Origin of the sequence: Micromonospora sonneratiae (assembly GCF_042679305.1) — a bacterium.
GTDB lineage: Bacteria > Actinomycetota > Actinomycetes > Mycobacteriales > Micromonosporaceae > Micromonospora_H > Micromonospora_H sonneratiae.
Window position 1 is genome coordinate 1 of the sequence record NZ_JBHTMP010000047.1, and the last position, 22,365, is coordinate 22,365.

25 protein-coding genes are annotated in these 22,365 nt (G+C 69.0%); 13 read left to right on the top strand and 12 right to left on the bottom strand.

The window, feature by feature from the left end; genetic code table 11:
* A partial coding sequence (locus ACFQ4H_RS25110) for a futalosine hydrolase (RefSeq protein WP_377574892.1) occupies positions 1 to 528 on the top strand: 528 nt, incomplete at its 5' end.
* A 35-nt stretch (positions 529 to 563) separates the two neighbouring features.
* Here ACFQ4H_RS25110 and ACFQ4H_RS25115 read toward each other — a convergent pair.
* Positions 564 to 1,439: a GNAT family N-acetyltransferase gene (locus ACFQ4H_RS25115; RefSeq protein ID WP_377574895.1), complete on the bottom strand. Its 876-nt coding sequence runs from the start codon at positions 1,437 to 1,439 to the stop codon at positions 564 to 566.
* A 555-nt stretch (positions 1,440 to 1,994) separates the two neighbouring features.
* On the opposite strand from ACFQ4H_RS25115, the gene ACFQ4H_RS25120 reads away from it, so the two are divergent.
* The gene (locus tag ACFQ4H_RS25120; protein ID WP_377574897.1) at positions 1,995 to 2,846 is read left to right on the top strand and encodes a 1,4-dihydroxy-6-naphthoate synthase; all 852 of its coding nucleotides are present in this window, start codon (positions 1,995 to 1,997) and stop codon (positions 2,844 to 2,846) included.
* Here the strand turns inward: ACFQ4H_RS25120 and ACFQ4H_RS25125 are convergent.
* Complete coding sequence (locus ACFQ4H_RS25125) at positions 2,807 to 3,193, bottom strand: cold-shock protein (RefSeq protein WP_377574899.1); 387 nt, start codon at positions 3,191 to 3,193, stop codon at positions 2,807 to 2,809. The two genes, ACFQ4H_RS25120 and ACFQ4H_RS25125, sit on opposite strands and share 40 nt — an antisense overlap.
* 152 nt (positions 3,194 to 3,345) lie before the next feature.
* Between ACFQ4H_RS25125 and ACFQ4H_RS25130 the strand changes: the two genes are divergently transcribed.
* Positions 3,346 to 5,844: a helicase-associated domain-containing protein gene (locus ACFQ4H_RS25130; protein ID WP_377574901.1), complete on the top strand. Its 2,499-nt coding sequence runs from the start codon at positions 3,346 to 3,348 to the stop codon at positions 5,842 to 5,844.
* A 25-nt stretch (positions 5,845 to 5,869) separates the two neighbouring features.
* Here ACFQ4H_RS25130 and ACFQ4H_RS25135 read toward each other — a convergent pair whose 3' ends face one another.
* The 3 genes from ACFQ4H_RS25135 to ACFQ4H_RS25145 all read right to left on the bottom strand — a co-directional run bounded on the left by ACFQ4H_RS25135 (position 5,870) and on the right by ACFQ4H_RS25145 (position 7,331).
* Entirely contained in the window at positions 5,870 to 6,139 is a 270-nt protein-coding gene (locus ACFQ4H_RS25135) for a hypothetical protein (RefSeq protein ID WP_377574903.1), read from the bottom strand.
* 203 nt (positions 6,140 to 6,342) lie between these two features.
* The gene (locus tag ACFQ4H_RS25140) at positions 6,343 to 6,549 is read right to left on the bottom strand and encodes a DUF397 domain-containing protein (RefSeq protein ID WP_377574906.1); all 207 of its coding nucleotides are present in this window, start codon (positions 6,547 to 6,549) and stop codon (positions 6,343 to 6,345) included.
* Positions 6,537 to 7,331: a Scr1 family TA system antitoxin-like transcriptional regulator gene (locus ACFQ4H_RS25145; protein ID WP_377574909.1), complete on the bottom strand. Its 795-nt coding sequence runs from the start codon at positions 7,329 to 7,331 to the stop codon at positions 6,537 to 6,539. Before ACFQ4H_RS25145 ends, ACFQ4H_RS25140 begins: the two co-directional genes overlap by 13 nt.
* Positions 7,332 to 7,528: 197 nt before the next feature.
* Here ACFQ4H_RS25145 and ACFQ4H_RS25150 point away from each other — a divergent pair, with 197 nt between their 5' ends.
* Positions 7,529 to 8,146 (top strand): GNAT family N-acetyltransferase, encoded by a 618-nt coding sequence (locus ACFQ4H_RS25150; RefSeq protein WP_377574912.1) that lies wholly within the window; start codon positions 7,529 to 7,531, stop codon positions 8,144 to 8,146.
* Positions 8,147 to 8,212: 66 nt separating this feature from the next.
* Here the strand turns inward: ACFQ4H_RS25150 and ACFQ4H_RS25155 are convergent, their stop codons facing one another.
* Both ACFQ4H_RS25155 and ACFQ4H_RS25160 read right to left on the bottom strand, forming a co-directional pair.
* A complete protein-coding gene (locus tag ACFQ4H_RS25155; protein WP_377574914.1) occupies positions 8,213 to 8,611 on the bottom strand; it encodes a hypothetical protein in 399 nt (132 codons plus the stop codon).
* Between the two features lie 155 nt (positions 8,612 to 8,766).
* Positions 8,767 to 9,363: a hypothetical protein gene (locus ACFQ4H_RS25160; protein WP_377574917.1), complete on the bottom strand. Its 597-nt coding sequence runs from the start codon at positions 9,361 to 9,363 to the stop codon at positions 8,767 to 8,769.
* A gap of 239 nt (positions 9,364 to 9,602) precedes the next feature.
* Between ACFQ4H_RS25160 and ACFQ4H_RS25165 the strand changes: the two genes are divergently transcribed.
* From ACFQ4H_RS25165 to ACFQ4H_RS25185, 5 genes are read left to right on the top strand one after another with little or no spacing between them, the layout of a single operon-like run.
* Positions 9,603 to 10,181, top strand: a complete 579-nt coding sequence (locus tag ACFQ4H_RS25165) for an RNA polymerase sigma factor (RefSeq protein WP_377574920.1) — start codon at positions 9,603 to 9,605, stop codon at positions 10,179 to 10,181.
* A 14-nt stretch (positions 10,182 to 10,195) separates the two neighbouring features.
* Positions 10,196 to 11,029, top strand: a complete 834-nt coding sequence (locus tag ACFQ4H_RS25170; RefSeq protein WP_377574922.1) for a zf-HC2 domain-containing protein — start codon at positions 10,196 to 10,198, stop codon at positions 11,027 to 11,029.
* Positions 11,026 to 11,901: an ABC transporter ATP-binding protein gene (locus ACFQ4H_RS25175; RefSeq protein ID WP_377574925.1), complete on the top strand. Its 876-nt coding sequence runs from the start codon at positions 11,026 to 11,028 to the stop codon at positions 11,899 to 11,901. Before ACFQ4H_RS25170 ends, ACFQ4H_RS25175 begins: the two co-directional genes overlap by 4 nt.
* A complete protein-coding gene (locus ACFQ4H_RS25180; RefSeq protein WP_377574928.1) occupies positions 11,898 to 13,340 on the top strand; it encodes a hypothetical protein in 1,443 nt (480 codons plus the stop codon). The genes ACFQ4H_RS25175 and ACFQ4H_RS25180 overlap by 4 nt, the downstream gene beginning before the upstream one ends.
* The gene (locus ACFQ4H_RS25185; protein ID WP_377574931.1) at positions 13,337 to 14,038 is read left to right on the top strand and encodes a hypothetical protein; all 702 of its coding nucleotides are present in this window, start codon (positions 13,337 to 13,339) and stop codon (positions 14,036 to 14,038) included. The genes ACFQ4H_RS25180 and ACFQ4H_RS25185 overlap by 4 nt, the downstream gene beginning before the upstream one ends.
* On the opposite strand, the gene ACFQ4H_RS25190 is transcribed toward ACFQ4H_RS25185, so the two are convergent.
* From ACFQ4H_RS25190 to ACFQ4H_RS25200, 3 genes are all read right to left on the bottom strand, one after another.
* A complete protein-coding gene (locus tag ACFQ4H_RS25190; RefSeq protein ID WP_377574933.1) occupies positions 14,028 to 14,456 on the bottom strand; it encodes an Imm1 family immunity protein in 429 nt (142 codons plus the stop codon). The genes ACFQ4H_RS25185 and ACFQ4H_RS25190 overlap by 11 nt on opposite strands.
* On the bottom strand, positions 14,453 to 14,917 hold the full coding sequence (locus ACFQ4H_RS25195) for a DddA-like double-stranded DNA deaminase toxin (protein WP_377574936.1): 465 nt from the start codon (positions 14,915 to 14,917) through the stop codon (positions 14,453 to 14,455). Before ACFQ4H_RS25195 ends, ACFQ4H_RS25190 begins: the two co-directional genes overlap by 4 nt.
* Before the next feature lie 94 nt (positions 14,918 to 15,011).
* Positions 15,012 to 15,872, bottom strand: coding sequence for a L,D-transpeptidase family protein (locus tag ACFQ4H_RS25200; protein WP_377574939.1), 861 nt, complete (start codon positions 15,870 to 15,872; stop codon positions 15,012 to 15,014).
* 176 nt (positions 15,873 to 16,048) lie between these two features.
* On the opposite strand from ACFQ4H_RS25200, the gene ACFQ4H_RS25205 reads away from it, so the two are divergent.
* The 4 genes from ACFQ4H_RS25205 to ACFQ4H_RS25220 all read left to right on the top strand — a co-directional run bounded on the left by ACFQ4H_RS25205 (position 16,049) and on the right by ACFQ4H_RS25220 (position 20,429).
* The gene (locus tag ACFQ4H_RS25205) at positions 16,049 to 17,728 is read left to right on the top strand and encodes a DNA repair helicase XPB (RefSeq protein WP_377574942.1); all 1,680 of its coding nucleotides are present in this window, start codon (positions 16,049 to 16,051) and stop codon (positions 17,726 to 17,728) included.
* A 166-nt stretch (positions 17,729 to 17,894) separates the two neighbouring features.
* Complete coding sequence (locus ACFQ4H_RS25210; protein ID WP_377574944.1) at positions 17,895 to 18,398, top strand: helix-turn-helix domain-containing protein; 504 nt, start codon at positions 17,895 to 17,897, stop codon at positions 18,396 to 18,398.
* Positions 18,399 to 18,427: 29 nt separating this feature from the next.
* Entirely contained in the window at positions 18,428 to 19,096 is a 669-nt protein-coding gene (locus tag ACFQ4H_RS25215; protein WP_377574947.1) for a PIN domain-containing protein, read from the top strand.
* Between the two features lie 196 nt (positions 19,097 to 19,292).
* Positions 19,293 to 20,429 (top strand): hypothetical protein, encoded by a 1,137-nt coding sequence (locus ACFQ4H_RS25220; RefSeq protein WP_377574949.1) that lies wholly within the window; start codon positions 19,293 to 19,295, stop codon positions 20,427 to 20,429.
* 32 nt (positions 20,430 to 20,461) lie between these two features.
* On the opposite strand, the gene ligD (ACFQ4H_RS25225) is transcribed toward ACFQ4H_RS25220, so the two are convergent.
* Together ligD (ACFQ4H_RS25225) and ligD (ACFQ4H_RS25230) are read right to left on the bottom strand one after the other, a co-directional pair.
* The gene (ligD, locus tag ACFQ4H_RS25225) at positions 20,462 to 21,394 is read right to left on the bottom strand and encodes a non-homologous end-joining DNA ligase (protein ID WP_377574952.1); all 933 of its coding nucleotides are present in this window, start codon (positions 21,392 to 21,394) and stop codon (positions 20,462 to 20,464) included.
* Positions 21,384 to 22,325, bottom strand: coding sequence for a non-homologous end-joining DNA ligase (gene ligD / locus ACFQ4H_RS25230; protein WP_377574955.1), 942 nt, complete (start codon positions 22,323 to 22,325; stop codon positions 21,384 to 21,386). The genes ligD (ACFQ4H_RS25225) and ligD (ACFQ4H_RS25230) overlap by 11 nt, the downstream gene beginning before the upstream one ends.
* Positions 22,326 to 22,365: the final 40 nt, after the last annotated feature.

Consider the following 22,365-nt stretch of genomic DNA (forward strand, 5'->3'; position numbering starts at 1 on the left):
GAGGACCGGCTGCTGGCCCTGGCGGAGGCGGCGGGCAGCCCGTACCGCGCGGTGGTCAGTGCCGGCATCTGCGGCGGCTTCCCGGACCGGGCCGCGCTCGGCGCGATCGTCCTCGGCACCCGCAGCATCGCGGCCGACCTCGGCGCCGAATCACCGGACGGGTTCATCCCGGTCGACGACCTGGGTATGTCACCGGAGCAGCTCGGCGGAGGGTCGACCATCACCGCCGACCCGATCCTGCTCGGTCAGCTGTCCGCCGCGCTGCCCGACGCGACGACCGGCGCGGTACTCACCCTCAGCACCGTGACCGGCACCGCCGAGAGCGCGGAGCGGCTGGCCGCCCGGCACCCGGACGCGGTGGCCGAGGCCATGGAAGGGTATGGCGTAGCGGTGGCCGCCGCCCAGGCCGGGCTGCCGTTCGCCGAGCTGCGCGCGGTGTCGAATCCGATCGGCCCACGCGACCGGGGCGCGTGGCGCATCCGGGCGGCGTTCGACGCCCTGACCGCCGCCGCTGTCGCGCTCGGTTAGCCGGGCCCTGGTTGGCTGCCCCCTTGGTTGGCTGGTCAGGCGGGCCACGCCGACGGCCGGGGCAGGGTCAGGGTCAGCTTGACCGGTCTGGTCGCCTCGACCTGGAACCCGCAGGCGGCGTAGAACCTGACCTCCCCATGATCGACCACCACCCGGGCGACCTGGATCTCGGAACGGTCCATCTCGGCGGTAAGTTCCGCCATCAGCCGTCGAGCGATACCCAACCGACGACAGTCGGAGACGACGAAGACGCTGTCCAGCACGACTGCGGGCTCGGCTGCCCCGTAGTCGCTCGGGTAGCCCCCGCGGCGGCGTGCCCGCAGCTCCCCCACCGGACTGCCATCGGGCAGCTCAGCCAACCACTGCCAGGCGCCGACCGGCAGGCCCGCGGTCACCCTCCGCAGCCGTACGCTCCGACGTACCTCCTCCCGCCAGCGGCGCAGATCCCGCCGTTCCCGACACAGGTCGTACGTCGCGGCCGGTACCCGTAGCGGCCATCGCTGCGGCGGCAGGTTGTACCAGTACGCCCACCAGGCACCTGCCCAGTCCTTCGGGTGGCGCACCTCGCGTACGTCCAGATGTGCCGGGTAGTGCCGGCCCGCCTCGTCGCGCATCTCCTCGTGTGGCACCGGTTCCAGCCGCAGCAGCTCCCCGGTCCGAGAAACCGGTCCCGCGTCAACATCAACGCCGGGGGTGGCGTCGGCACCCACATCAAGCCGACCGCCAGCCGCTCGGACCAGCCGCTCCACGGTCCGGAACCGTGGATCCCGCGCCCGCCCCGCCTCGATCCGCGCCACGGTGCTCTTCGGTATGCCAGCCCGGGCAGCCAACTCCCGTTGGCTGAGATCCGCCCGCCGGCGCAGGGTGCGAAGCAACGCCGCAAGATCGATTCGTTCCGTCTGCTCGGCCACGCGCAGAGGGTTCCGCAGGTGCCGGGGCAGCTCAACCTCACGAACCTCAGCTGTGGATAACCAGCAGCCCTGTGGACAACTACGGGCCCGGCTGCGCGCCGACCGAAAGGCGTGCTGGTGACCGCCGGGAGGACCTTCGCGGAACCTGTCGAGCTGCCCCGTTCACGCCTCCGCAGAAGGCCCGCGTAACCGAAGCTGAGCAACCTTACGACAACTGCTGTCTGCCGCCCGTTCTTTGCCGACCGCCGCTCTGTTGCCGACACCGACCGCTCCCGCTCGGCTGCTGCCGCCCTCTTACCGACCGCCCCGCTTGGCTGCTGCCGCCCCCTTACCAACCGTCCCCGCTCGGCTGCTGCCGCCCCCTTACCAACCGTCCCCGCTCGGCTGCTGCCGCCCCCTTACCAACCGTCCCCGCTTGGCTGCTGCCGCCCCCTTACCAACCGTCCCCGCTTGGCTGCTGCCGCCCCGTTTGTGCACCCAGCTCGACAGGGAGTTGGCGCACATACCTGGACCCGCCCGTCGCAGGCCCGACCAGCCGATGGTTACGGTGACAACGTGGCGCTCTCTCTGGCGATCTCGCCCTGCCCCAACGACACGTTCGTATTCCACGCCCTGGTACACGGCCTGGTGCCGGGTGCGCCGCCGGTCGAGGTGACCTACGCCGACGTCGACGTCACCAACACCGCCGCCGAACGTGGCGCGTTCGACCTGGTGAAGGTGAGCTACGCCGCGCTGCCCTGGCTACTCGACGACTACCACCTGCTGCCCTGCGGGGGCGCGCTCGGGCGTGGCTGCGGCCCGCTGGTGCTCACCCGCAGCGACCGGAACCTCGGGGGCCGGAGCAGGGAGGACCTGACCGGCGCGACGGTCGCCGTACCCGGCGACCGGACCACTGCGTACCTGCTGTTCCGCCTCTGGTCGGCGAAGCATCCCCCGGCCCGGATCGAGATCGTGCCGTTCCACGAGATCATGCCGGGCGTCGCGGCGGGTCGCTACGACGCCGGCCTGGTGATCCACGAGGCCCGCTTCACCTACCCCCGCTACGGCCTGACCGCACTGGTAGACCTCGGCGAATGGTGGGAGTCCGACACCGGCCTTCCGATCCCGCTGGGCGCGATCCTGGCCCGCCGAGGTGCGGTCGACCCAGCCGAGGCCGCTGACTGGATCCGGGCCTCGGTACGACACGCGTGGGCCGACCCGGCGGCCTCCCGCGAGTACGTGCTGAGGCACGCCCAGGAGATGGAAACCGCCGTGGTCGACCGACACATCGCCCTCTATGTCAACGAGTTCACCGCTGACCTGGGCGAGGAGGGCCGGGCCGCGATCGACGCACTGCTGCGTCGCGCCGCGGACACCGGCCTCACTCCTCAGATCTCCAGCTCGCGGGCCACCGCGTGGACCAACTGAGCGACCGTCTGGGCGGTCTTCTTGTCGGGGAACCGGCCCCGACGCAGATCCGGCTGAACCTTCGCCTCAAGGACCTTGATCATGTCTTCGACCAGGCCGTGCAGTTCTTCGGCTGGCCGGCGACGCAACTCAGCCACGGACGGCGGGGCGTCCAGCAGCTTCACGCCGAGTGCCTGAGCCCCCCGCCGGCTGTCCACCACACCGAACTCGATCCGCTGGCCCCCCTTGAGGTCGGTGACGCCAGCCGGCAGCGCGCCCTTGGGCAGGAACACGTCGCCACCCTCGTCACTGGTGACAAACCCGTATCCCTTGGCCGCGTCGTACCACTTCACTCGACCCGTCGGCACCTGTAAACCCCTGCCTCGTTGAGACTGCTGTGTCACACAAGGCTAGCTGTAACGGGCGACACAGCGCCGCCGGGAATCGGGTCGGCGCGCTCCGAGCGACCCAGCCGTCCGAGAGGCAGGACAGCCCCTCGGCCGGATAGCGTGGAAAGACGATGACCACCACACTCGCCGACCACCTCAGGCTGCTGCCTGACGACGCCCTGGCCGCCCTGCTGGAGATGCGTCCCGACCTCGTCGTGCCGGTACCGGCCGACCTGTCCGCGCTGGCCATCCGGGCACAGTCGCGGGTCTCGGTCGCCCGTGCGCTGGACGGGCTCGACGATTTCACCCTGAAGATCCTCGACGCTGCCCGGTTGACCCGTGACCCGGACGATGGTCTGACCTCGGTCGACGCCGTGCTGACCATCGCCACCACACCCCGGGGTGTCGACCGGGCCACCGCCCGTCGGGCGCTCGACCGGCTCCGCGCGCTGTTCCTGCTGTACGGCCCCGAGTCGGCCCTTACCGTCGTGGCCAGCATCGAAGAGGTCTGCCTGCCGTACCCGGCGGGGCTGGGCCGGCCGGCGGCGGCGCTGGATTCCCGGGCGGCCCACCTCGTCGCGGACCCGGCCCGGCTGCGCCGGACGGTCCTGTCGGCGTCGCCCCAGGCCCGGGCGATCCTCGACCGGCTGGCCGCCGGTCCACCGGTTGGCACGCTCCCACCAGGGGTCCTGGACGATCTCACGGTTGCCGAGCCAGCCACTTCCGCCGACGGGAGCGAACCGGTCGGCAAGTCGTCCCCGGTGCGCTGGCTGGTCGACAACTCGCTGCTGGTGCCCATCGTCGACGCCGGGGCCCCGACCCGGGGCGCCACCGTGGAACTGCCCCGGGAGGTCGGGCTGCTGCTACGCCGGGACTGCGGCCCACTCGGCCCGTTACTGCCGCAGCCGCCCACGCCCGCCGCACCGAACCGGGAACCGAAGGCCGCCGACTCCGCCGGCGCGGGCCAGGCCATGGAGACCGTACGGCACGCCGAGGCGCTGCTGGAGGCGCTCTCCGCCGAGCCGGCTCCGGTGCTGCGTTCCGGCGGGATCGGCGTACGGGACCTGCGCCGGCTGGCCCGGAGCACCGGGCTGGACGAGTCGACGGCCGCCCTGCTGTTGGAGGTCGCCTACGCCGCCGGTCTGGCCGGGGAAGCCGACCTGGTCGGGGCGGCGACCACCCGTACCGGCGCCGATCAGCAGGTGCTGCCCACGGCCAGCTACGAGGTCTGGCGTAGCGGATCCCTGGCGCAACGCTGGGATCATCTGGCCCGGGCGTGGCTGTCCATGCCCCGGCAGGCGGGCCTGGTCGGCCAGCGGGACGACCGGGACCGGCTGATCACCGCGCTTTCCGCCGAGGTGGAACGGGCCGGCGCACCGGCTGCCCGCCGGGCGGTGCTGGGCATCCTGGCGGACCTCGACCCGGGGGCCGCTCCGGTCGCCGACGAGGTGCTGGAGTTGCTGGCCTGGCACGCGCCACGCCGGAGCAAGGGGCGGGAGGCGGCCTACCGTGAGGTGCTGACCGAGGCGGCCCAGCTCGGCGTCACCGGGCTCGGCGCGCTCACCTCGTACGGCCGGCTGATGCTGACCGAGGTCATCGCCGGGGACGCCCGTACGACGGCAGCCGAGCAGGACCCGCTCGGTCGACGTACCGGGTCCGGGGAGCCGACAGCCGAGCCGGCCACCGCCATCCGGGCACTGGACGCGCTGCTGCCCGCCCCGGTCGACCATTTCCTGATGCAGGCCGACCTGACCGTAGTGGTGCCCGGCCCACCCGAGCCGACGTTGGCCGCCGAACTGGACGCGGTGGCCGAGTTGGAGTCGGCCGGTGGGGCCAGCGTGCACCGGGTCACCGGGGCGAGCCTGCGGCAGGCGCTGGACGCCGGCTACGCCGCCGACGACCTGCACACCCTGTTCAAGCGGCGATCCCGTACCCCGGTCCCGCAGACGTTGACCTATCTGATCGACGACGTGGCCCGTAAGCACGGTGGGCTACGGGCCGGCTCGGCCGGGGCGTACCTGCGTAGCGACGACGAGGCCCTGCTCACCGAGGTGCTGGCGGATCGGCGGATGGCCGTACTCTCGCTGCGGCGACTGGCCCCGACGGTGCTGGTGACGCCGTTGCAGGTGGGGCGGCTGCTCAACGCGTTGCGGGACGCCGGCTACGCGCCGGTTCCGGAGGACGCCACCGGTGCGGCGGTGCTGACCCGGGCGAAGCCCCGTCGGGCACCGGCCCGTACGTCGATCGCCAACCGGGTCACCGATCCGCTGGCCACCCCGAAGCTGACCGTTCCCCGGTTGCTCGGCATCGTGGAGCAGATCCGGCGGGGTGACGCTGCGGCCCGGGCGGCCCGGCGGGTCCCGGCCTCGGTACGTTCCCTCAACGGCCGGGCCGGCGGTGACTCCGGCCAGTCGCAGGCGCACACCCAGGCGATGGCCGTGCTCCAGCAGGCGGTCCGGGACAAGGCACTGGTCTGGGTCGGGTACGTGGACGCGCACGGCGCGACCATGTCCAGACTGGTCCGGCCGGTCTCGATGGCAGCCGGCTATCTGCGGGCCGAGGACGAACGCACCGAGATGCTGCACACCTTCGCACTGCACCGCATCACGGCAGCGGTGTTGGAGGAATAGTCGCTGGTGAACCGATGGACGGCCGTCAACGACGTCGACTGCGGCGCAGCGTACCGACGATGGAAATGATGAGCAGCAGCGCGAACGCGGTGCCGGCCGATTCACCGACCGAGTCGACGAAGCCCTGTTGAAGCACCAACCAGCCGAACAGGAACCAACCGACCAGGATGACCGCCGCCAATGCGTACCAGATGACGGTGGCGCGGGAGACAGGAGCATTGGTGACCAGCGGAACCGTCGGCTCGACGGTCCGCTGTTCCTCGTCGTTGGGTCTCAGCTCGCGGTCGACTGTCATCCGTCCTCCCCACGTGTGCCCGTCCCTGTACCCAAGACTCGCACCTGAGAACCCGTTTTGACAGGGCGCCACCCCCTAGGTACCCCTGGTTATCCAGGCATTTCCCGTACCCGTACCGGTCGCCTGCCGACTGATCCGGCCCAGACAGCAGTGAACCCCGGCTCCCTCATCGTCGAGGGGACCGGGGTTCGTTCCTCTTTCGCTCAACGAGCCTCGAAGGCACCCGACTTGGCGGAGGTGACAAAACCCGCCCAGGCAGCCGGGCCGAAGGTCAACGTCCCGCCGTCACGGTCCTTGGTGTCACGAACCAGGACGACACCGGATAGGTTGTCAGCGACCTCCACACATGCCCCGCCGTTGTTACCGCTGCGGGTGCTCTTGCGCCAAACGGCGCCGGTCAGGTCATCCATGATGATGCCGCTTCCTTGATCAGGGCCAATGACGCAGGACCGGGGAGTGCGAGACTACGTATTCGCTCCCACCTACCCGTGAGGGTAGCAATGGCTTCTGTCCGGTCGGTAGTAACGCCTCCTGTCCGGTCGAGGATGTGCGCCGCGAGTTGGCTGTCCGCGTACACTGCCCGCACCCCGTCGCTCATCTCGGCAAGGATGAACGGTCCGCCGAGGCCGGGATAAAGTCCGGCGCTGGCTGGCACGATATGCAACTCGACGTTCAGCAACTCGGCGCATTGCACAAGCCGCTCGATCTGTGCCGCCCGCAATGCTGTCTCACATTCCCCAAGCCGGGTAATGACGGCCATGTCGATCACCGCGACAAGCAGGGGCGGCTGGTCCTGACCGAGGATGGACTGCCTCTTGAGTCGGGTGGCCACTAGCCGGTCGATCTCGGCCGAGGTCCGCATATCACCGGCGAGAGTGGCCCGTGCGTACGCCTCGGTTTGGAACAGGCCTGGCACCCACGCGGGTTCGTACCAGCGGAGCGCTGTCGCCTCGCGCTCGATGTCCGTCCAGGGACGGAACCAGGCGGGCCCCCGTCGTTTGTAGACGTCCGGCCAAAGGTCCCCAATGTCCCTACCCAGTACGGCAGCCGCCGCCGTCCGATGTCTGGGGTGCGGAATCCGATCCCGCGTCACCCACCGCGCGGCGGTCTTCGGATCCACCCCGACCCGTCTCGCCAGCGATTCGGCGGTCTCGCCCGCGTCAATCATGGCCGTACGAAGTGCATGGTTCATTCCCGCTCCTAGAGGGACGTCCTAAACGTCTGAAGGGCGTTTGATAGCGAGGTGTAATTGCACAACTACGCCGGGCAGCGTACGCCTAAAGCGCCAACTGCGGCAACACTCAGCCAGCAATCAAACACGCATCGGAGCCATCGCCCATTTCCTCGGCACGGGCGCACTCCCCATGCGCCAGCGGAAGGTACTTCGCAATGTCAGGACAGTCGCCGGTCGTACGACGTGCCCGTTACGCCGAAGTCGGTGCCATCGCGGAACTCGTCGCCGAAGCCGCGTACGACCTGCCACTCGCCACCTGGCTCGTCCCTGACCGGCAGCAGCGAGCCGCTGTCCTCACCGAGGCTGTCCGGATCTGGGTCGAACACGCCCTCTTCTTCGGCGAAGTCGACGTCCTCACCGACGCCAACGGCTTCATCGGTGCCGGTGTCTGGTTCCACCGTTACCGCCAGATTCCCCCACCCGCTGCCTACCAGAAGCGACTAACCGTGGCCTGCCACCAGCACATCGACCGGTTCACGACGATCGGCCAACTGCTGGACGGCCAACGCCCCGAGAAGGCGCACGAACATCTCGCTCTGTTGGCGATCAGACCGGACCGGCGGGGCACCGGCATCGCCGGCAGGCTGCTCGACCACCATCACACCCGACTCGACCGCTACGGCACGGCCGCGTACGCCGAGGCTTTCACCGCCGGCCACCGCGACCTGCTCATCCGGTACGGCTACCAGGCTCGTCCGCCGCTCCACCTGCCCGGCCGGGACGCCATCCATCCCATGTGGCGGCCCGGCTGCGCACCCGACCCCGAGACCTGACCCTCCGCCGCCTTGACCAGGGTGAAGTCGCACCGGGGCGGAGCAGCGCCTGCCAAGCTGGCCCGGTCAGAGGGCCAGGAAACTGGTGATGCCGGCGACCTTCAACACGTCGGTACGCACCTGGGGACACTCCGCAGTGGTCAGCCTGTCGATCTCCGCGCCGTTCGGCACGGCTCCGCCCTGCTGGTCGTACCAGCCGCTCAGCCCCATGGTGAGCTGCGCCATCGCGCCCACCTCGGAACCGACCGCCTTCAGGCCGGGGAGCTCGGACCGCAGGTAGTCGCAGAGCGCAGCCGCCGACACGCCACCGCCGGCCGGGGCGGACGTCGCGGTGGGAACGGACGATGCCGAGGGCAGGGGGGCCTGGTCCGGCACGAGTTCCCGTGAACCGCCGCTGTCCTCCCCACAGCCGGTCAGCGCCAGCACCAACAGACCCACCGTCGCGACCATTCCGGTACGTTTCATCGCCCTGTCCCCTGTCCCTGTCCGCGTGTGCGGGGGGGCAGCGTGACACGGCGAGCCTTTACCTCTGCTCCCCTGTTCGTGCCACCTTCCAAAGGGGATGTCGGTCGGCCCGCCGCGTCCGAGTCGCACGGCGGGCCGTCCCGTCGGATCAGTGCTCAGGGCGATACGCCACCGACCTTGACCATGCCGATGGTGATCCGGTCGTTGACGTTGCCGAAGACCACCTTGAGGCTGAGGCTCAGGGCACCGCTCGGCGTGAACGAGGCTGGCACGGTGTAGCAGTTGGCTGTCGGGGTGGTGCGGTTGGTGCCATCGTCCAACCGTACGACGGCTGAGTTGGGTGTGGTCATCTCGCTCACCCGGGTCTGGCTGATGTAGGTGGTGCCCACGACACTGGTGCTGATGGCGTAGCAGACGTCGACCGACGTAATCCCGGCGTTGTCCCAGTTCAGGCCGAGGTCCAGCCACTGAAGGTCGGCCTCCCCGATGACCTGCTTCGGTGTCAGCACGAGGGCGTTGGACGGACAGCAGTGTGGCCCGGCCGTGAACTTCGCGCTCGCCGGACCGGATGGCCCGGTGGCGGTCGCACCGATCGGGTTGTATCTGGCCTGCACCGCGACCGCCTGTACGGAGCCGGAGTCTTCGGCGTTGGCGGAGGGCGCGATGGCCAGCAGACCGCCGGCCAGCAGACCGGCGAGCCCGGTGGCGAGCGCGGCGAGGACGGTTCGTGGACTACGCACCATGAGCTTCACAGAGCCTCCCTGGACAGGTGATTGCCGTCGGTTCCGGAGTTCGACCCGACAGTCGACACATTGAAGCTTGTCAAAGTCTTGAAATCGAGTCCAGCGTCGTACGACCGCACCAACTTCCGCGATCCGCGAGACACAGCAAACCGCCACGACCCGGTTACTTCCAGCAGTCGACCCGGGTCGAAGGTCACTCCAGAGGACGGGCGTGAACCAAATCCGCGACGGGTCGCGATAGTCCAGTCGTGCGGTGGATTCGTAGCCGAAACGTCCCGCCTCCGACGGAGGACAGCGGTGACGCCGACCTGCTACGCGCAGTGGCCGGTCAGCAGGTGGAGGCGCTCCAACTACTGCACCGACGACACGCACCGTGGCTACGGTCGCGCCTGGCCCGTCGGTGCGCCGACCCGGACGTGGTGGACGCGGCCATCCAGGACACGTTCGTCGCCATCTGGCGCGGTGCCCACCGCTTCACCGAGACCGACAGCGACGCCGCAGCCTGGATCTGGACGATCGCCATCCGCCGCCTGCTGTCCACCCTCCGGGGTGCCGGCTACCGGTGGCAGAGCATCCCGGTACCGGAGGTGCCCGAACAGTCCCGCACCGCACCGTCCGCCGAGGAGGTGGTGCTGCTCGGCGTCGAGCACGGGGACCTGGGCGGCGCGCTGTCCCGACTGTCGCCGGAGCTTCGGTCGATCATCCAGGCGACCGTGCTGGACGGGCTGACGGTACGCGAGGCAGCGGTACTGCTCGGCGTACCGGAGGGGACGGCGAAGACCCGGCTGATGCGGGCCAAGACACGACTCCGGGAGTACCTGACGTGACGGGAGGAGCCCCGATGACCTGGCACGTTCCGCCGGAGCTGCTGGTCGACTACGACACCGGTCGACTCGACCCGGCCCGGGTGATGGCGGTCGAGGCACACCTGGCCCGGTGTTCCGCCTGCCGCAGCGCCGTACCGGCGGACGAGGCGTGGCTGGACCGCAACTGGAACGCGGTACTGGAGGTCGTGGACAGCCCACGGCGTAACCCGGTGGAGTGGCTGTTCGCCCGGCTCGGCCTCCCCGAGCACCGGGCCCGTCTGCTGGCCGCCACACCCGCCCTACGCTGGTCCTGGCTCACCGCCACGGTGGCCGTGCTCGCATTCGCCGTACTCGCCGCCCACCTCGCCGAGGGCGGCTGGCCGATGATGGCGTTCCTGCTGGTGGCACCGGTACTACCGGTGCTGGCCGTGGCAACCGCATACGGCCCGCAGGTCGACCCGATGCACGAGATCACCGCGACGACGCCGACGGCCGGACCGGGGCTGGTGCTGTGGCGGGCGGCGACCGTACTGGTTGTCTCGCTGGGACTGGGCACCGTCGCGTCGATGTTCCTGCCGCCCGTCGGCTGGCTGGCGCTGGCCTGGCTGTTGCCCGCGCTCTGTCTGTGCCTGGGCAGCCTCGCCCTGGCCACCGTCCTGCCGTTGCAGGTCGCCGCCGGTGGGCTCGTCACCGCTTGGCTGGTTGCCGTGGTGGCGCTGCTGGATCGCAGCGGTGATCCGTACCCCGCCCCCGCCGTGCGACACCTCTTCGAGCCGGTCGCGCAGTCCGGCTTTCTGGTGGCAGCCGTCTGCGCTGCCGCAGTCCTGATCATGCGGCGTCGCCGCCTCGACGTTGGAGAACCGCGTTGACACCTACCGTGACGATCCAAGGGCTGGTCAAGAGGTACGGCAGCAGGCCGGCACTCGACCAACTCGACCTCGAAATCGGCCCCGGGGTCACCGGCCTGCTCGGCCCGAACGGCGCGGGCAAGACCACGCTGTTGCGGTGCCTGGCCACCGCCCTCGCCCCCGACAGCGGACGGCTCGACATCCTCGGCTACGACCCGAGCCAGGCCGCACAGCGTACCGAGGTGCGGCGGCGTCTCGGCTACCTGCCGCAGGACCCGGGCTTCTATCCCAACTTCACCGTCTTCGGCCTGCTCGACTACGTGGCGATCCTCAAGGAGCTGACCGACCGCCGGCAGCGACACCGGGAGGTACGTCGGGTGCTGGACGAGGTCGACCTCGCCGATCGGGCCAGGACCAAGGTCCGCAAGCTCTCCGGTGGCATGCGTCAGCGGTTGGGCGTCGCCCAATGCCTGCTGGCCGATCCCAAGCTGCTCATCCTCGACGAACCCACCGTCGGAATCGACCCGGAGCAGCGGATGCGTTTCCGGGCACTCGTCTCGCGGCTCGGCGAGCAGCGCACCGTACTGCTGTCGACGCACCAGACCGAGGACGTGGGCGCGCTGTGTGAGCGGGTGGTGGTCATGCTCCACGGCCGGGTGGTCTTCGACGGTACGCCGGCCGGGCTCGCCGGCCAGGCCGTCGGTCAGGTGTGGCTGTCGGCGGACCCACCGGATGGAGCCAGGCTGTACTGGCGTAATGCCGACGGGCGCTACCGGACGCTGGGCGACCGGCCCAACGGTGGCACACCGGCCGAGCCGACGATCGAGGACGGCTATCTGATGCTGGTCGGCGACCAGGCTCGGACCGCAGACACGTCGGTGGTGACCCGATGAAGGCGCTGACGCTGGCCGAGGCCCGACTGCTGGTACGCAGTCCGATCGTCTGGGGCGCCATGGTCCTGGCGTTCGCGCTGGGCGTCACCCTCGGCTGGACCAGGATGCCGGACTGGGAACGGTTCGCGATGAACGCCGGCACGGCCGCGCTGCTGTTGGGTGCCGGGCTGCTGTTGGCCGGGCATCTGGCGGTCAGCCGCGACCACCGTGCCGGCGTCGTCGAGAGTCACACGGTGCTACCCATACCTGCCCGGCACCGTACGGTGAGTTTGCTGGCGCTGGCACCGGTCGCGGCGCTACTCGGTGCGCTGCTGCTCGGTGCGCTGCTGCTCAGTCTCCTGCCGGACTGGCCGGCAGGACGGTTGGAGTGGCCGAATCTACTGGTCGTCGTGGTGGTGCCGGCGCTGGCCGTCAGTGTCGGGGTGGCCCTCGGCCGGTGGTTGCCGGCGACCGCGGCCGGGCCGCTCGGGCTCATCGTGGTCGCAGCGATCGTCCTCGTCCTGCCCGGCCTCGGTAATGGGGACAGCAACCTGGGCTGGTGGCTGTCCCCGGTCCTGCAACACCGAAACGTGGTGCCGGGAGCACCACAGCCCACCGGCTGGCATCTGCTCTACCTGGTCTCGCTGGTGGTGGCGGTCGGTGCGGTGACGCTGCTACGGCACTGGCGGTTGTTGCCGTCGGCAGCCGGAATGGTGGCCCTGACGGTGGCCGTGGCCTCGGTCGGTCCACAACTGGACTCCATTCCGCAGGTGCTGACCCAGGAGTTGGAGGACCGGTACGCCGGGGAGGCGGTGCTGGTGTGCCAGCGCCACAACGAGGTGCGTTACTGCGCCCTGCCCGGATACGAGCGGTGGATCGTACGGTGGCGGGAGGCGGTGGCACCGGTCGTCGCCGTGCTGCCGCCCTCGGTCCGCGCCGACCTACCCCGGGTGCGGCAATTCGCATACTCCTTCCACGGAACCCAGAGCCCGGCCGACGTCGCCACCGACATGATCTGGGGACGGCAGGGTAGTTGGGCTGCTGACTCCCGGGCCCAACTGGCTGCCTCGTTCGCCGCTAAGATCGTCGGTCTGCCTGGTCTGTGGACGGTCGATCCTGCCATCCGGTTCCGAGGGTGCTCGGCCAGCGGGCAGGCCCGTACGGTCATCACGCTGTGGCTGGCGGCGCAGGCACTACCGGACGGCGCGGCCCTGCTACGGGCACATCGGCTCAGCCTCTTTCCGAGCCGCTACGGCCAGCCGGAAATCGACGCGGCCGTGGCGTTGCTCGGCCTGCCCCGACAGCAGGTGGCCGGCATCGTTGCGACTGGCTGGGATCGGCTGACGGCACCAACGGCCGGCTTCGACGTACTCACCGCACTCGGGCTACCGGTCCCGGCCGACGCTTCTGCCAGCGCGGCCAACGCTTCACCCGATTCGGAGGTGACCCGTTGCCCGTGATGCTGCGCGCACGACAGGGCCTTCTGCTGCTCCGGCCGCTGGCGGTCGCCGTACCGTGGGGACCGCTGGCACTGGCCGCCGGGCTCTCCGCCCTCATATTGCTGCCGGCACTGCTGGACGATCCTGCCCCGGCCGCAGCCCTGCTCGAACTACGGCTGGCGGCGGTGCTGCTCGGCGCGGGTGCGTCGTTCGCGATGACCGACGGGATGGCCCCCACCGTCGTCACCGCGACACCGCGCTGGCTGCGGCAGTGGCTACGGTTGGCGATCGTGGTCCTCCCCGCCGCGCTGGCGTGGCTGGCGCTGCACTCGATCGCCATCGCGGTGCTGGGTTCGGGTGCGACGGCACCGGCGGGCGACCTGGCGGTGGAGGCGATCGTGTGTGGGTTCACCGGCGTGGCGGGGGCGGCGGTCGCCGCCCGCTACCGGCACACCCAGACCGCCGCACTCGCCGGGCCGTTGACCCAGTTCACCCTCGCTACCTTCACCTTCTTCATCGACAAGCAGCACTCGCCGTGGCTGCCTCCGGGCAGTCCAAACTGGTCCACTGTCCATCGCTACTGGCTGCTCGGGCTGCCGATCATCGCCATCACGCTGTTGCTGGCCAACCGCGGCACCTGGCCGCTACGGCGTCCCAGCTTCAGACAAACGCCGTCCCAACTTCGGATAACCATTGAGCCGGATCGGATCAGCCGCTGACGGAGGGTTGCCAGGGGATGGCGGTGGGACGCTGGCCGCCGGACCGGAGAAACTCCCGTGCGGCCTGGCGGAGTTGCTCAAGGGAGACCTCCGAATCATGCGGGAAGTCGCGATCGCTGCCCATGTAGCAGTAGTAGACCTCATCATGTTTGCTGGGCGTGCCCTTGCTGTACCAGGTGCCATCGCCCATGTAACGGAGGCCACCGACTGAATCGTCGGCGTTGACGGCCAATAGCAGCTCGTGGTCAGGCACTCCCGAGGCCAGTTTGGGTCGGGCAGTGGAGTACATCGCCGCAACGCTGTTCTCGAATGGTTCGGCCAGCAGTGCGTCGACCAGTCGATCCACGTCCTCGTCGTTGGTTATGACAACCGCGCCCAGGTCATGCCGGAAGTACGCCACGACCTCCGATGTCGTCATTGGTGACCTCCCCGGTAGGTCTTGCTACCTTCCGGCCAGTACACGGTGAGCACAGCGTCCGGCGGCAGGAACCTCGACAACAGCTCGTCACATCCCAGAACTCCCGCACAGGGGGGCCGATCGATCACGATTGTCGCTTCCTGGATCTTGTCCTCGCGCATTCGCATGGCGAACTTCAACTCCACGTCGGCAGCAGAAGAAAGAACGTTTTCCGTCCGTACAACGAGGCCCAGGTCTTGTGCGTGCCGGGGTCGCCGCTGTCCCGGTCTGCGTCCGCTCGGGATCGGGGGCAGCATGGCCAGGTAGGGTGCCGGGTAGAACCCGCTCGGGTCATACGGGGCACCCGGTGGTGAGGATGTGCCCGCCGCTCCTTCGACCAGGCCGGCGTACGCGCGAATGTCGTCGCTGGACTTGCTCAACCAGCGCAGCGCCTCATCGACGAGATCACGTGCTCGACGCATTTCAGCGAAGTCGCGTATCGCCTCAGCGGTCAAGGCCAGAGGAACGCGTACGGCGACACCGCAGGCGCTGTGCCGCCGTACCGGAATTTGGTGATCAGGTGCCGGGGCGACGACCGAAGACGTACACCCGGGTACCGACCTTGCCGAGGGACCACAGTTTCTGGGCGTCGACCGGCAACATGTTGATGCAGCCGTGCGAGCCGATCGGGCCATTGTGGATGTAGGTGGTGGTCTGGTGGAATCCGATGCCCTGGGTGAAGTGCTGCCAGTACGGCATCCACACCTCGTACGGGTCGGACCATTCCTTGATGTTGCGGAAGTTGATTTTGTACGTGCCAGTGGGTGTCGCGTAGCCGGGCATGCCCGTACGGGTGACCGTGGGTGGCATCACGACCTTGCCGTCCCGCATCGCCCAGACGGTCTGCAGGGTCAGGTTGATGCAGAACGTGGTGCCCGAGCCGGCCTTGCACTGGGCGGTGTTGGTGTTCGCCAGCCTCCGGGCGACGTCGGCGGTGAGCGGTCCGGCCCGCCCCTGGACGGGACGGATGTCGTAGCGGGTCTGGAACTTCTTGATCGCCGCGCAGTCCTCGGCGGACTGCTTGCCGTCCACGGTGATCTTCCCGAACCCGCCCAACTTGGCGAGGTACGTCTCGACCTCCCGATGTTTCTCGCCGACCGGGCAGCCACTCGGCTTGGTGGGCGTAGGCGTGGGCTTGGTCGGCGTCACCCTGGGCCGGGGATTCGTCGTCGTCTTCGTCGGCTTGGGGGTACGACGATTGGACTGGTTCGGCCCGGACGTGTCGCTCGCCCCCGATTCCCGTTCCGTAGCGTTGACCCGGGTGGGCTTGTCCGCCCCTGCCCGCTCCTGCTCCGGATCGAACGTACACGCACCGGCGCCGACCAGCGTGACCACTGCCAAAGCTACGAGCCGGGCGACCATGCGTGGATGGATCATTTGCCCTCCCCAGGCAGTTGTCCCCAACGAGACGCATTGAGGTACGGGGATGGTTGCCGTCTGTTGGAAGAGTTTTCCGGTTCGTTATCTCTCGTGCAAGACTGGAGGGTCACCCAATGGGCCGCCAGCGTCGGTAAGCCCTGGTGAACAGGGACGTGGCGGAAAGGAAAACCAGCGTGAGCAGTGGACCGCTGATCGTGCAATCGGACAAAACGCTGCTGCTGGAGGTGGACCACCCGGACGCGCACGCCTGTCGGATGGCGATCGCCCCGTTCGCCGAGCTGGAACGGTCACCGGAGCACGTACACACCTACCGGCTGACCCCGCTCGGGCTGTGGAACGCGCGGGCGGCCGGGCACGACGCCGAGGGCGTGGTGGACGCCCTGATCAAGTACTCCCGCTACCCGGTACCGCACGCGCTGCTGGTGGACGTGGCGGAGACGATGGACCGCTACGGCCGGCTCCAACTGGCCAACGATCCCGCCCACGGGCTGGTGCTACGGGCCCTGGACCGGGTGGTCCTGATCGAGGTGGCCAAGAGCAAGAAGCTGGCCGGGATGCTCGGGGCGAAACTGGACGCCGACACCATCGCCGTACACCCGTCCGAGCGGGGCCGGCTCAAGCAGGCACTGCTCAAGCTGGGTTGGCCGGCGGAGGACCTGGCCGGCTACGTCGACGGCGAGGCGCACCAGATCGAGCTGGCCGAGCAGGGCAAGGACGGCCGCCCGGCCTGGACCCTACGGTCCTACCAGCGGGAGGCGGTGGAGCACTTCTGGGCCGGCGGATCGGGCGTGGTGGTGCTGCCCTGCGGCGCGGGCAAGACGCTGGTCGGGGCCGCCGCGATGGCCGAGGCGAAGGCAACCACACTGATCCTGGTCACCAACACGGTCGCCGGCCGGCAGTGGAAACGGGAACTAGTCGCCCGCACCTCCTTGACCGAGGACGAGATCGGCGAGTACTCGGGCGAGCGCAAGGAGATCCGCCCGGTCACCATCGCGACGTACCAGGTGCTCACCTCGCGCCGGAAGGGTGCGTTCACCCACCTGGACCTGTTCAACGCGCGGGACTGGGGTCTGGTCATCTACGACGAGGTGCACCTGCTGCCCGCGCCGATCTTCCGGTTCACCGCCGATCTTCAGGCCCGTCGTCGGCTCGGGCTGACCGCGACGCTCGTACGTGAGGACGGCCGCGAGGGCGACGTCTTCTCGTTGATCGGCCCGAAACGGTACGACGCACCGTGGAAGGACATCGAGGCACAGGGCTGGATCGCCCCGGCCGAGTGCACCGAGGTACGGGTCACGCTGACCGACGCCGAGCGGATGGCGTACGCGACGGCCGAGTCGGAGGAGCGGTACCGGTTCGCGGCGACCGCCCGTACGAAGCTGCCGGTGGTCAAGGCGCTGGTCGACCAGCATCCCGGTGAGCAGGTGCTGGTGATCGGCGGTTACATCGACCAGTTGCACCAGCTCGGCGAGTATCTCGACGCGCCGATCGTGCAGGGCTCGACCACCAACAAGGAGCGGGAACGGCTCTTCGACGCGTTCCGCTCGGGCGAGGTCCCCACATTGGTGATCTCGAAGGTGGGGAACTTCTCCATCGACCTGCCCGAGGCGGCGGTGGCGATCCAGGTCTCCGGCACGTTCGGGTCCCGGCAGGAGGAGGCGCAGCGGCTCGGCCGGGTCCTCCGCCCGAAGGCCGACCGCCGGCAGGCGCACTTCTACACGGTGGTGTCCCGGGACACGATCGACACCGAGTACGCCGCACACCGGCAGCGTTTCCTGGCCGAGCAGGGGTACGCGTACCGGATCGTGGACGCCGACGACATTCTCGGACCGTCCCTGCCCAGCGTGGATTGATCAGGCCGAGAGGGCCAGCCACGAGAGCAACGGGGACTCGGCACAAATGGCAACAAACTCGCGATCCCGAGGCGACCACGTGACACGGTAGGCGTAGTGGGATACCTCAGGATGGGGATCGCCCGATCGGCTTGCGTTTCTTGCGAATTGCCGTAACACTTGCAGCATGACCGCCGCAGCCCGCGTCATGGACGAGCAGACGATCCTGCCGGATGCCGCCACCAAGGCGGAGGTCGTGGACCTACTGAAGGTCCTACGCGAGCGCGGCCACATTGCGCCGGCGCGAGCGCGACTGGTCAGCGCGAACGGCTCCAGCAGCGTGCCGCTGCCCGACAGCCTGCACGACATCCTGGTCAAGGCGCTGGAAGCGCTCGCCGGCGGATACGCTGTCACGATCGCGCCACAGCACACCACCCTCACCACACAACAGGCCGCCGATCTGCTCGGAGTCTCGCGGCCCACGCTGACCAAGCTGCTCGACGATGGCAAGATCCCTTACGAGCGGCCCAACAGTCACCGTCGCATCAAACTCGCCGACCTGCTCGCGTATCAGCAACAGCGTCGGCAGGAACGTCGGGAACTACTCCGACGAATGACCACGGAGAGCATCGAAATGGGCCTCTACGACATTCCAGCAGCTCAGCAGGAGAATGACGACGTCGAGTTATGACGGCGTTACACAGCGATTAAGCTCTCCTCGTGCCGTTCTCCGCGTTGCTCGATGCAAACGTCCTGGTGCCGAACGCGCTTCGTGACACCCTGCTAAGGCTCGCCGAATCCGACCTCTATCGACCACTGTGGAGTCCGGACATCATCGCCGAGACGCGGCGAACGATCCTGCGCCTACGTCCTGGCATCGAACCAAAGCGCCTCGATGCCATGTTCAACTGCATGAACGAAGCTTTCAGCGACGCTCTGCTCACCGGATACGAACCCCTTGTCGGCGGGATGACCAACGACGAGGGTGACCGGCATGTCCTTGCTGCCGCTGTCGTCGGCCGCGCCGACGTGATCGTGACCAGCAACATCAAGCATTTCCCACGCCGCACCCTCGACCCGCTCAACATCGAGGCACTGGAGCCGGACCGGTTTCTATGCCTCCAATACGACCTTGCTCCTTCCCTGGTCGTCGGCGTCATCAAGGAACAGAGCGCCGATACAGGCCGCGCCGCCGGAAAAATCAGACTCACCGTGGAGACGTTGCTCGACCAACTCAGCAATCTGGGAGCCCCAACGTTCGCCAGCCACATTCGGGGCCACCTGGCAGCCGTCGAGCTGCACCAGAGAGCACCGGAGGTGGCCGCTGCCAAGACTGATACAGCCGCCTCGGAGCCAGCGAGGACCAGAAGAAGTGCCACAAACGGGTGACCGACAACAGAGCCGGATCCGCTCCGAAAGGCAGTGGTCCTGGCCCCGGTTGATCTGTGGAACCATGGATGCCCGTTAGCACCTCCCGACCAACACGAGCGCTTGGTCGAGGTCGGCCTTTGCCGCTGGCGCCATTGACGGCCGTTGCCACACTCTCTGACGCAGGAGAGCGGACGACGTCGGGAGGGCTGCGGTCATGCGGCTGCGTCATGGGAACGTGTTCCGTCGGGCTACGGCGGTGCTGGCGGCGCTGCTGACCGGGTCGGCGCTGACCGGTCCGGCACCGGCAGCGGCGGAACCGGTGGACCCGTACCCGATCGTGACCGCCACGGTCTGGGCACACTCCCCCACCACCGCGGAATACCAGCCCGGCTGGGGCTACACGGTCAACTCCACCGACGGTGCCGTCACCATCCAGCGAACCGGTGTCGGGGCGTACCGGGTCATCCTGGCCGAGGCAGCCACCATCGGCGGCATCACGCACGTCGTCCCGTACGGCGGCGGCCCGACGATTTGCACCGTGGCCGGCTCGTACCCGGTCCTGAACGGGACCGACCACATCATCCTGGTGCGCTGTTTCGGGGCCGGTGGCGCGGCGGTGGACAGCCGGTTCGTGGCCACCTTCACCAACGTGCGGCAGATCAGCCAGGGCCGGCTGGCGTACTTCAGCATCGACCAGGCCGTGCCGACCGGGGTGCGGACCCTGCCGGCTTCCCTGCGGTACGACTCCACCGGCGGGACGATCAGCTACGAACGGCTCAGCGTCGGCCGCTACCGCTACTACAAGAACCCGAACCCGGCCAGCGAGAACGGGCCGATCTTCCCGATGGTGCATGTGACGGCCTACGGCACCAGCGCGGTCCACTGTCAGGCCGACTGGCCCGACGGTGGGGAGGTGTACTGCACGAACGCGGCCGGGCAGCCGGTCGACGCGCGCTTCGCGGTGACGTACGGCTCCCGGGTCGACCTCGTCGGCAGGGCAACCGGCACCCGGTTCGCCAGCGGCACGCTCTACCGGGACTGGATCAGCGGTGGTTCGATCGGTGGGGACAGCTACAACTCGACCCTTCCCGGGTACGGTGGCGCGTCCGGCACGGTCCTCGGCACCGGCCGCTACCAGATGACCTTCCAGGGCACCGGTACGTCCTACGGCACCGCCTTCGTCAACGCACACCGGGGAATGTTCGCCAGTGATCCGCACGGCTACTGCGTCCTGGCCGGCTGGTCGCCGGTCGGTACCGCCGAGTCCATCCGGGTCAACTGCTACACGTACCTCGGTGTCCCGACCAACCTGAACGCCCGGATCTCGTTCACCACCTGGCCGGTCACCTAGCCGGCGGAAGCCCGCTGGGTTCCAGCGGTCGGCTAGCCGGGCAGTTCCGGGCCACCGTCGATCAGGTCGGCCATCAGGTCGCCGTACTCCTCGATGCGGGCCAGCACCTCGGCGGAGCTGAACTGCCGCACGACGCCGGGGATCCCGTCGGCGGCTTCCTCCACCTCCGGCCAGGTCAGCGGCGTGGACACGGTCGGCGTGGCCTGCGCCCGCAGCGAGTACGGCGCGACCGTGGTCTTGGCCGCGTTGTTCTGACTCCAGTCGATGAAGACCTTGCCCGGCCGGAGCCGCTTCGCCATCTTCGAGGTGACCAGTTTCGGATCGTCGTGCTCCAACTCCTCGGCGATCCGTTTCGCGTACGCCGAGACCAGGTCGGCGGACTGGGTGCCGGCCACCGGACAGCAGAGCTGCATGCCCTTCTTGCCGGAGGTCTTCGGATAGCTGGCGATGCCGTCGTCAGCCAACCGGTCCCGCATCCGTACGGCGACCACGCTGCACTCGGGCAGGGCGGCCGGCGAACCCGGGTCGAGGTCGACCACCAGCAGGTCCGGCGGTTCACCGACCCGCCACTGGGGGGTGTGCAGTTCCAGCGCCGCAAGGTTGGCCAGCCAGACCAGGGTGGGCAGGTCGTCGGCCACCACGTAGTCGAGCTTCTCCCGGCCCTTGGTCGAGCCGGGCGCGGGCAGCCGTTCCAGGCGTACCCAGTCGGGGGTGCCGGCCGGAGCGTTCTTCTCGAAGAAGGACGGCGCATCCACCCCGTTCGGGTAGCGGATACGGGTCAGCGGCCGGTCCCGCAGGTGCGGTAGCAGCACCTCCGACGCCCGGGTGTAGTAGTCGATCACTTCGCCCTTGGTGAAGCCGACGCCCGGATAGAGCACCTTGTCCAGGTTTGACAGCTCCAGCTCACGCCCGTCCACCTCGACCCGGACCCGACTCGTCGAACTGCCGGTACGTTCAGCTGTCATCGGTGACCTCTTCCGCTGCCTTGTCTGGGCGCAACCGGCGCAGCCGGGGGAACCGCAGCCGCCCGTCCGGGGTGCGCTGGCCGTACTTCACCTCGACCACGGTCTCTGGTCGTACCCAGATCGCGCCCCGGGCATCCTCACGCGGCATTCCCCGATGGAACGGTGACGTGTCGGTCCGCAGCGGCTCCAGCCTGGCCAGCAGTTCCCGTTCGGTCGCCGCGCCGATTCCGCCGCCGACCCGGCCCCGGTAGACCAGCCGTCCGTCCGGTCCCGGTACGCCCACCAGCAGCCCGCCGATCCTGCGGGCCCCCGGTCGCCAGCCCCCCACCACGAAGTCGCCGGTCACCTCCAGCTTGACCTTGACCCAGTCCGGTGATCGGACGCCCGGGCGGTAGGCCGAGTCCAGCCGCTTGGCCATCACCCCTTCCAGCCCGTGTTCACCCGCTGCCTCGTAGGTGGCCGGTCCGTCGGGGAACACCGGCGGCACCGCCCAGTGCGGTCCGCCGAGCGCCAACTCGTCGAGACAGTCCCGGCGCTGCTGGTAGGGGTGCCGGGTCAGGTCCGCGCCGCGCAGCCGCAGGACGTCGAAGATCATGTACGTCACCGGCATGGCCGCCGCGAGTCGGGCGGCCCTGCCCTTCTCGCGTACGTGCATCCGCTCGGCGAGGGCGGTGAACGAGGGCACCCCGCCCCCGGTCAGCACCACCACCTCGCCGTCCAGCAACGCGTCGTCCACCTCTCCGCCGAGCGGGGCCAACTCGGGATAGGCGGTGGTGATCTCCGATCCGGAGCGTGAATAGAGGTGTATCTTCCCGTTTCCGATATCGGCCAGGGCGCGTACGCCATCCCATTTGAATTCGTAGCCCCATTCGGATCCGGCGGGCAGCTCCCCGGTGCTGGCGAGCATCGGCTTGAGCGGCACACGGGGCACCCCACCAGGCTAGATCCATGACGAAACCCTCGTCTGCCCT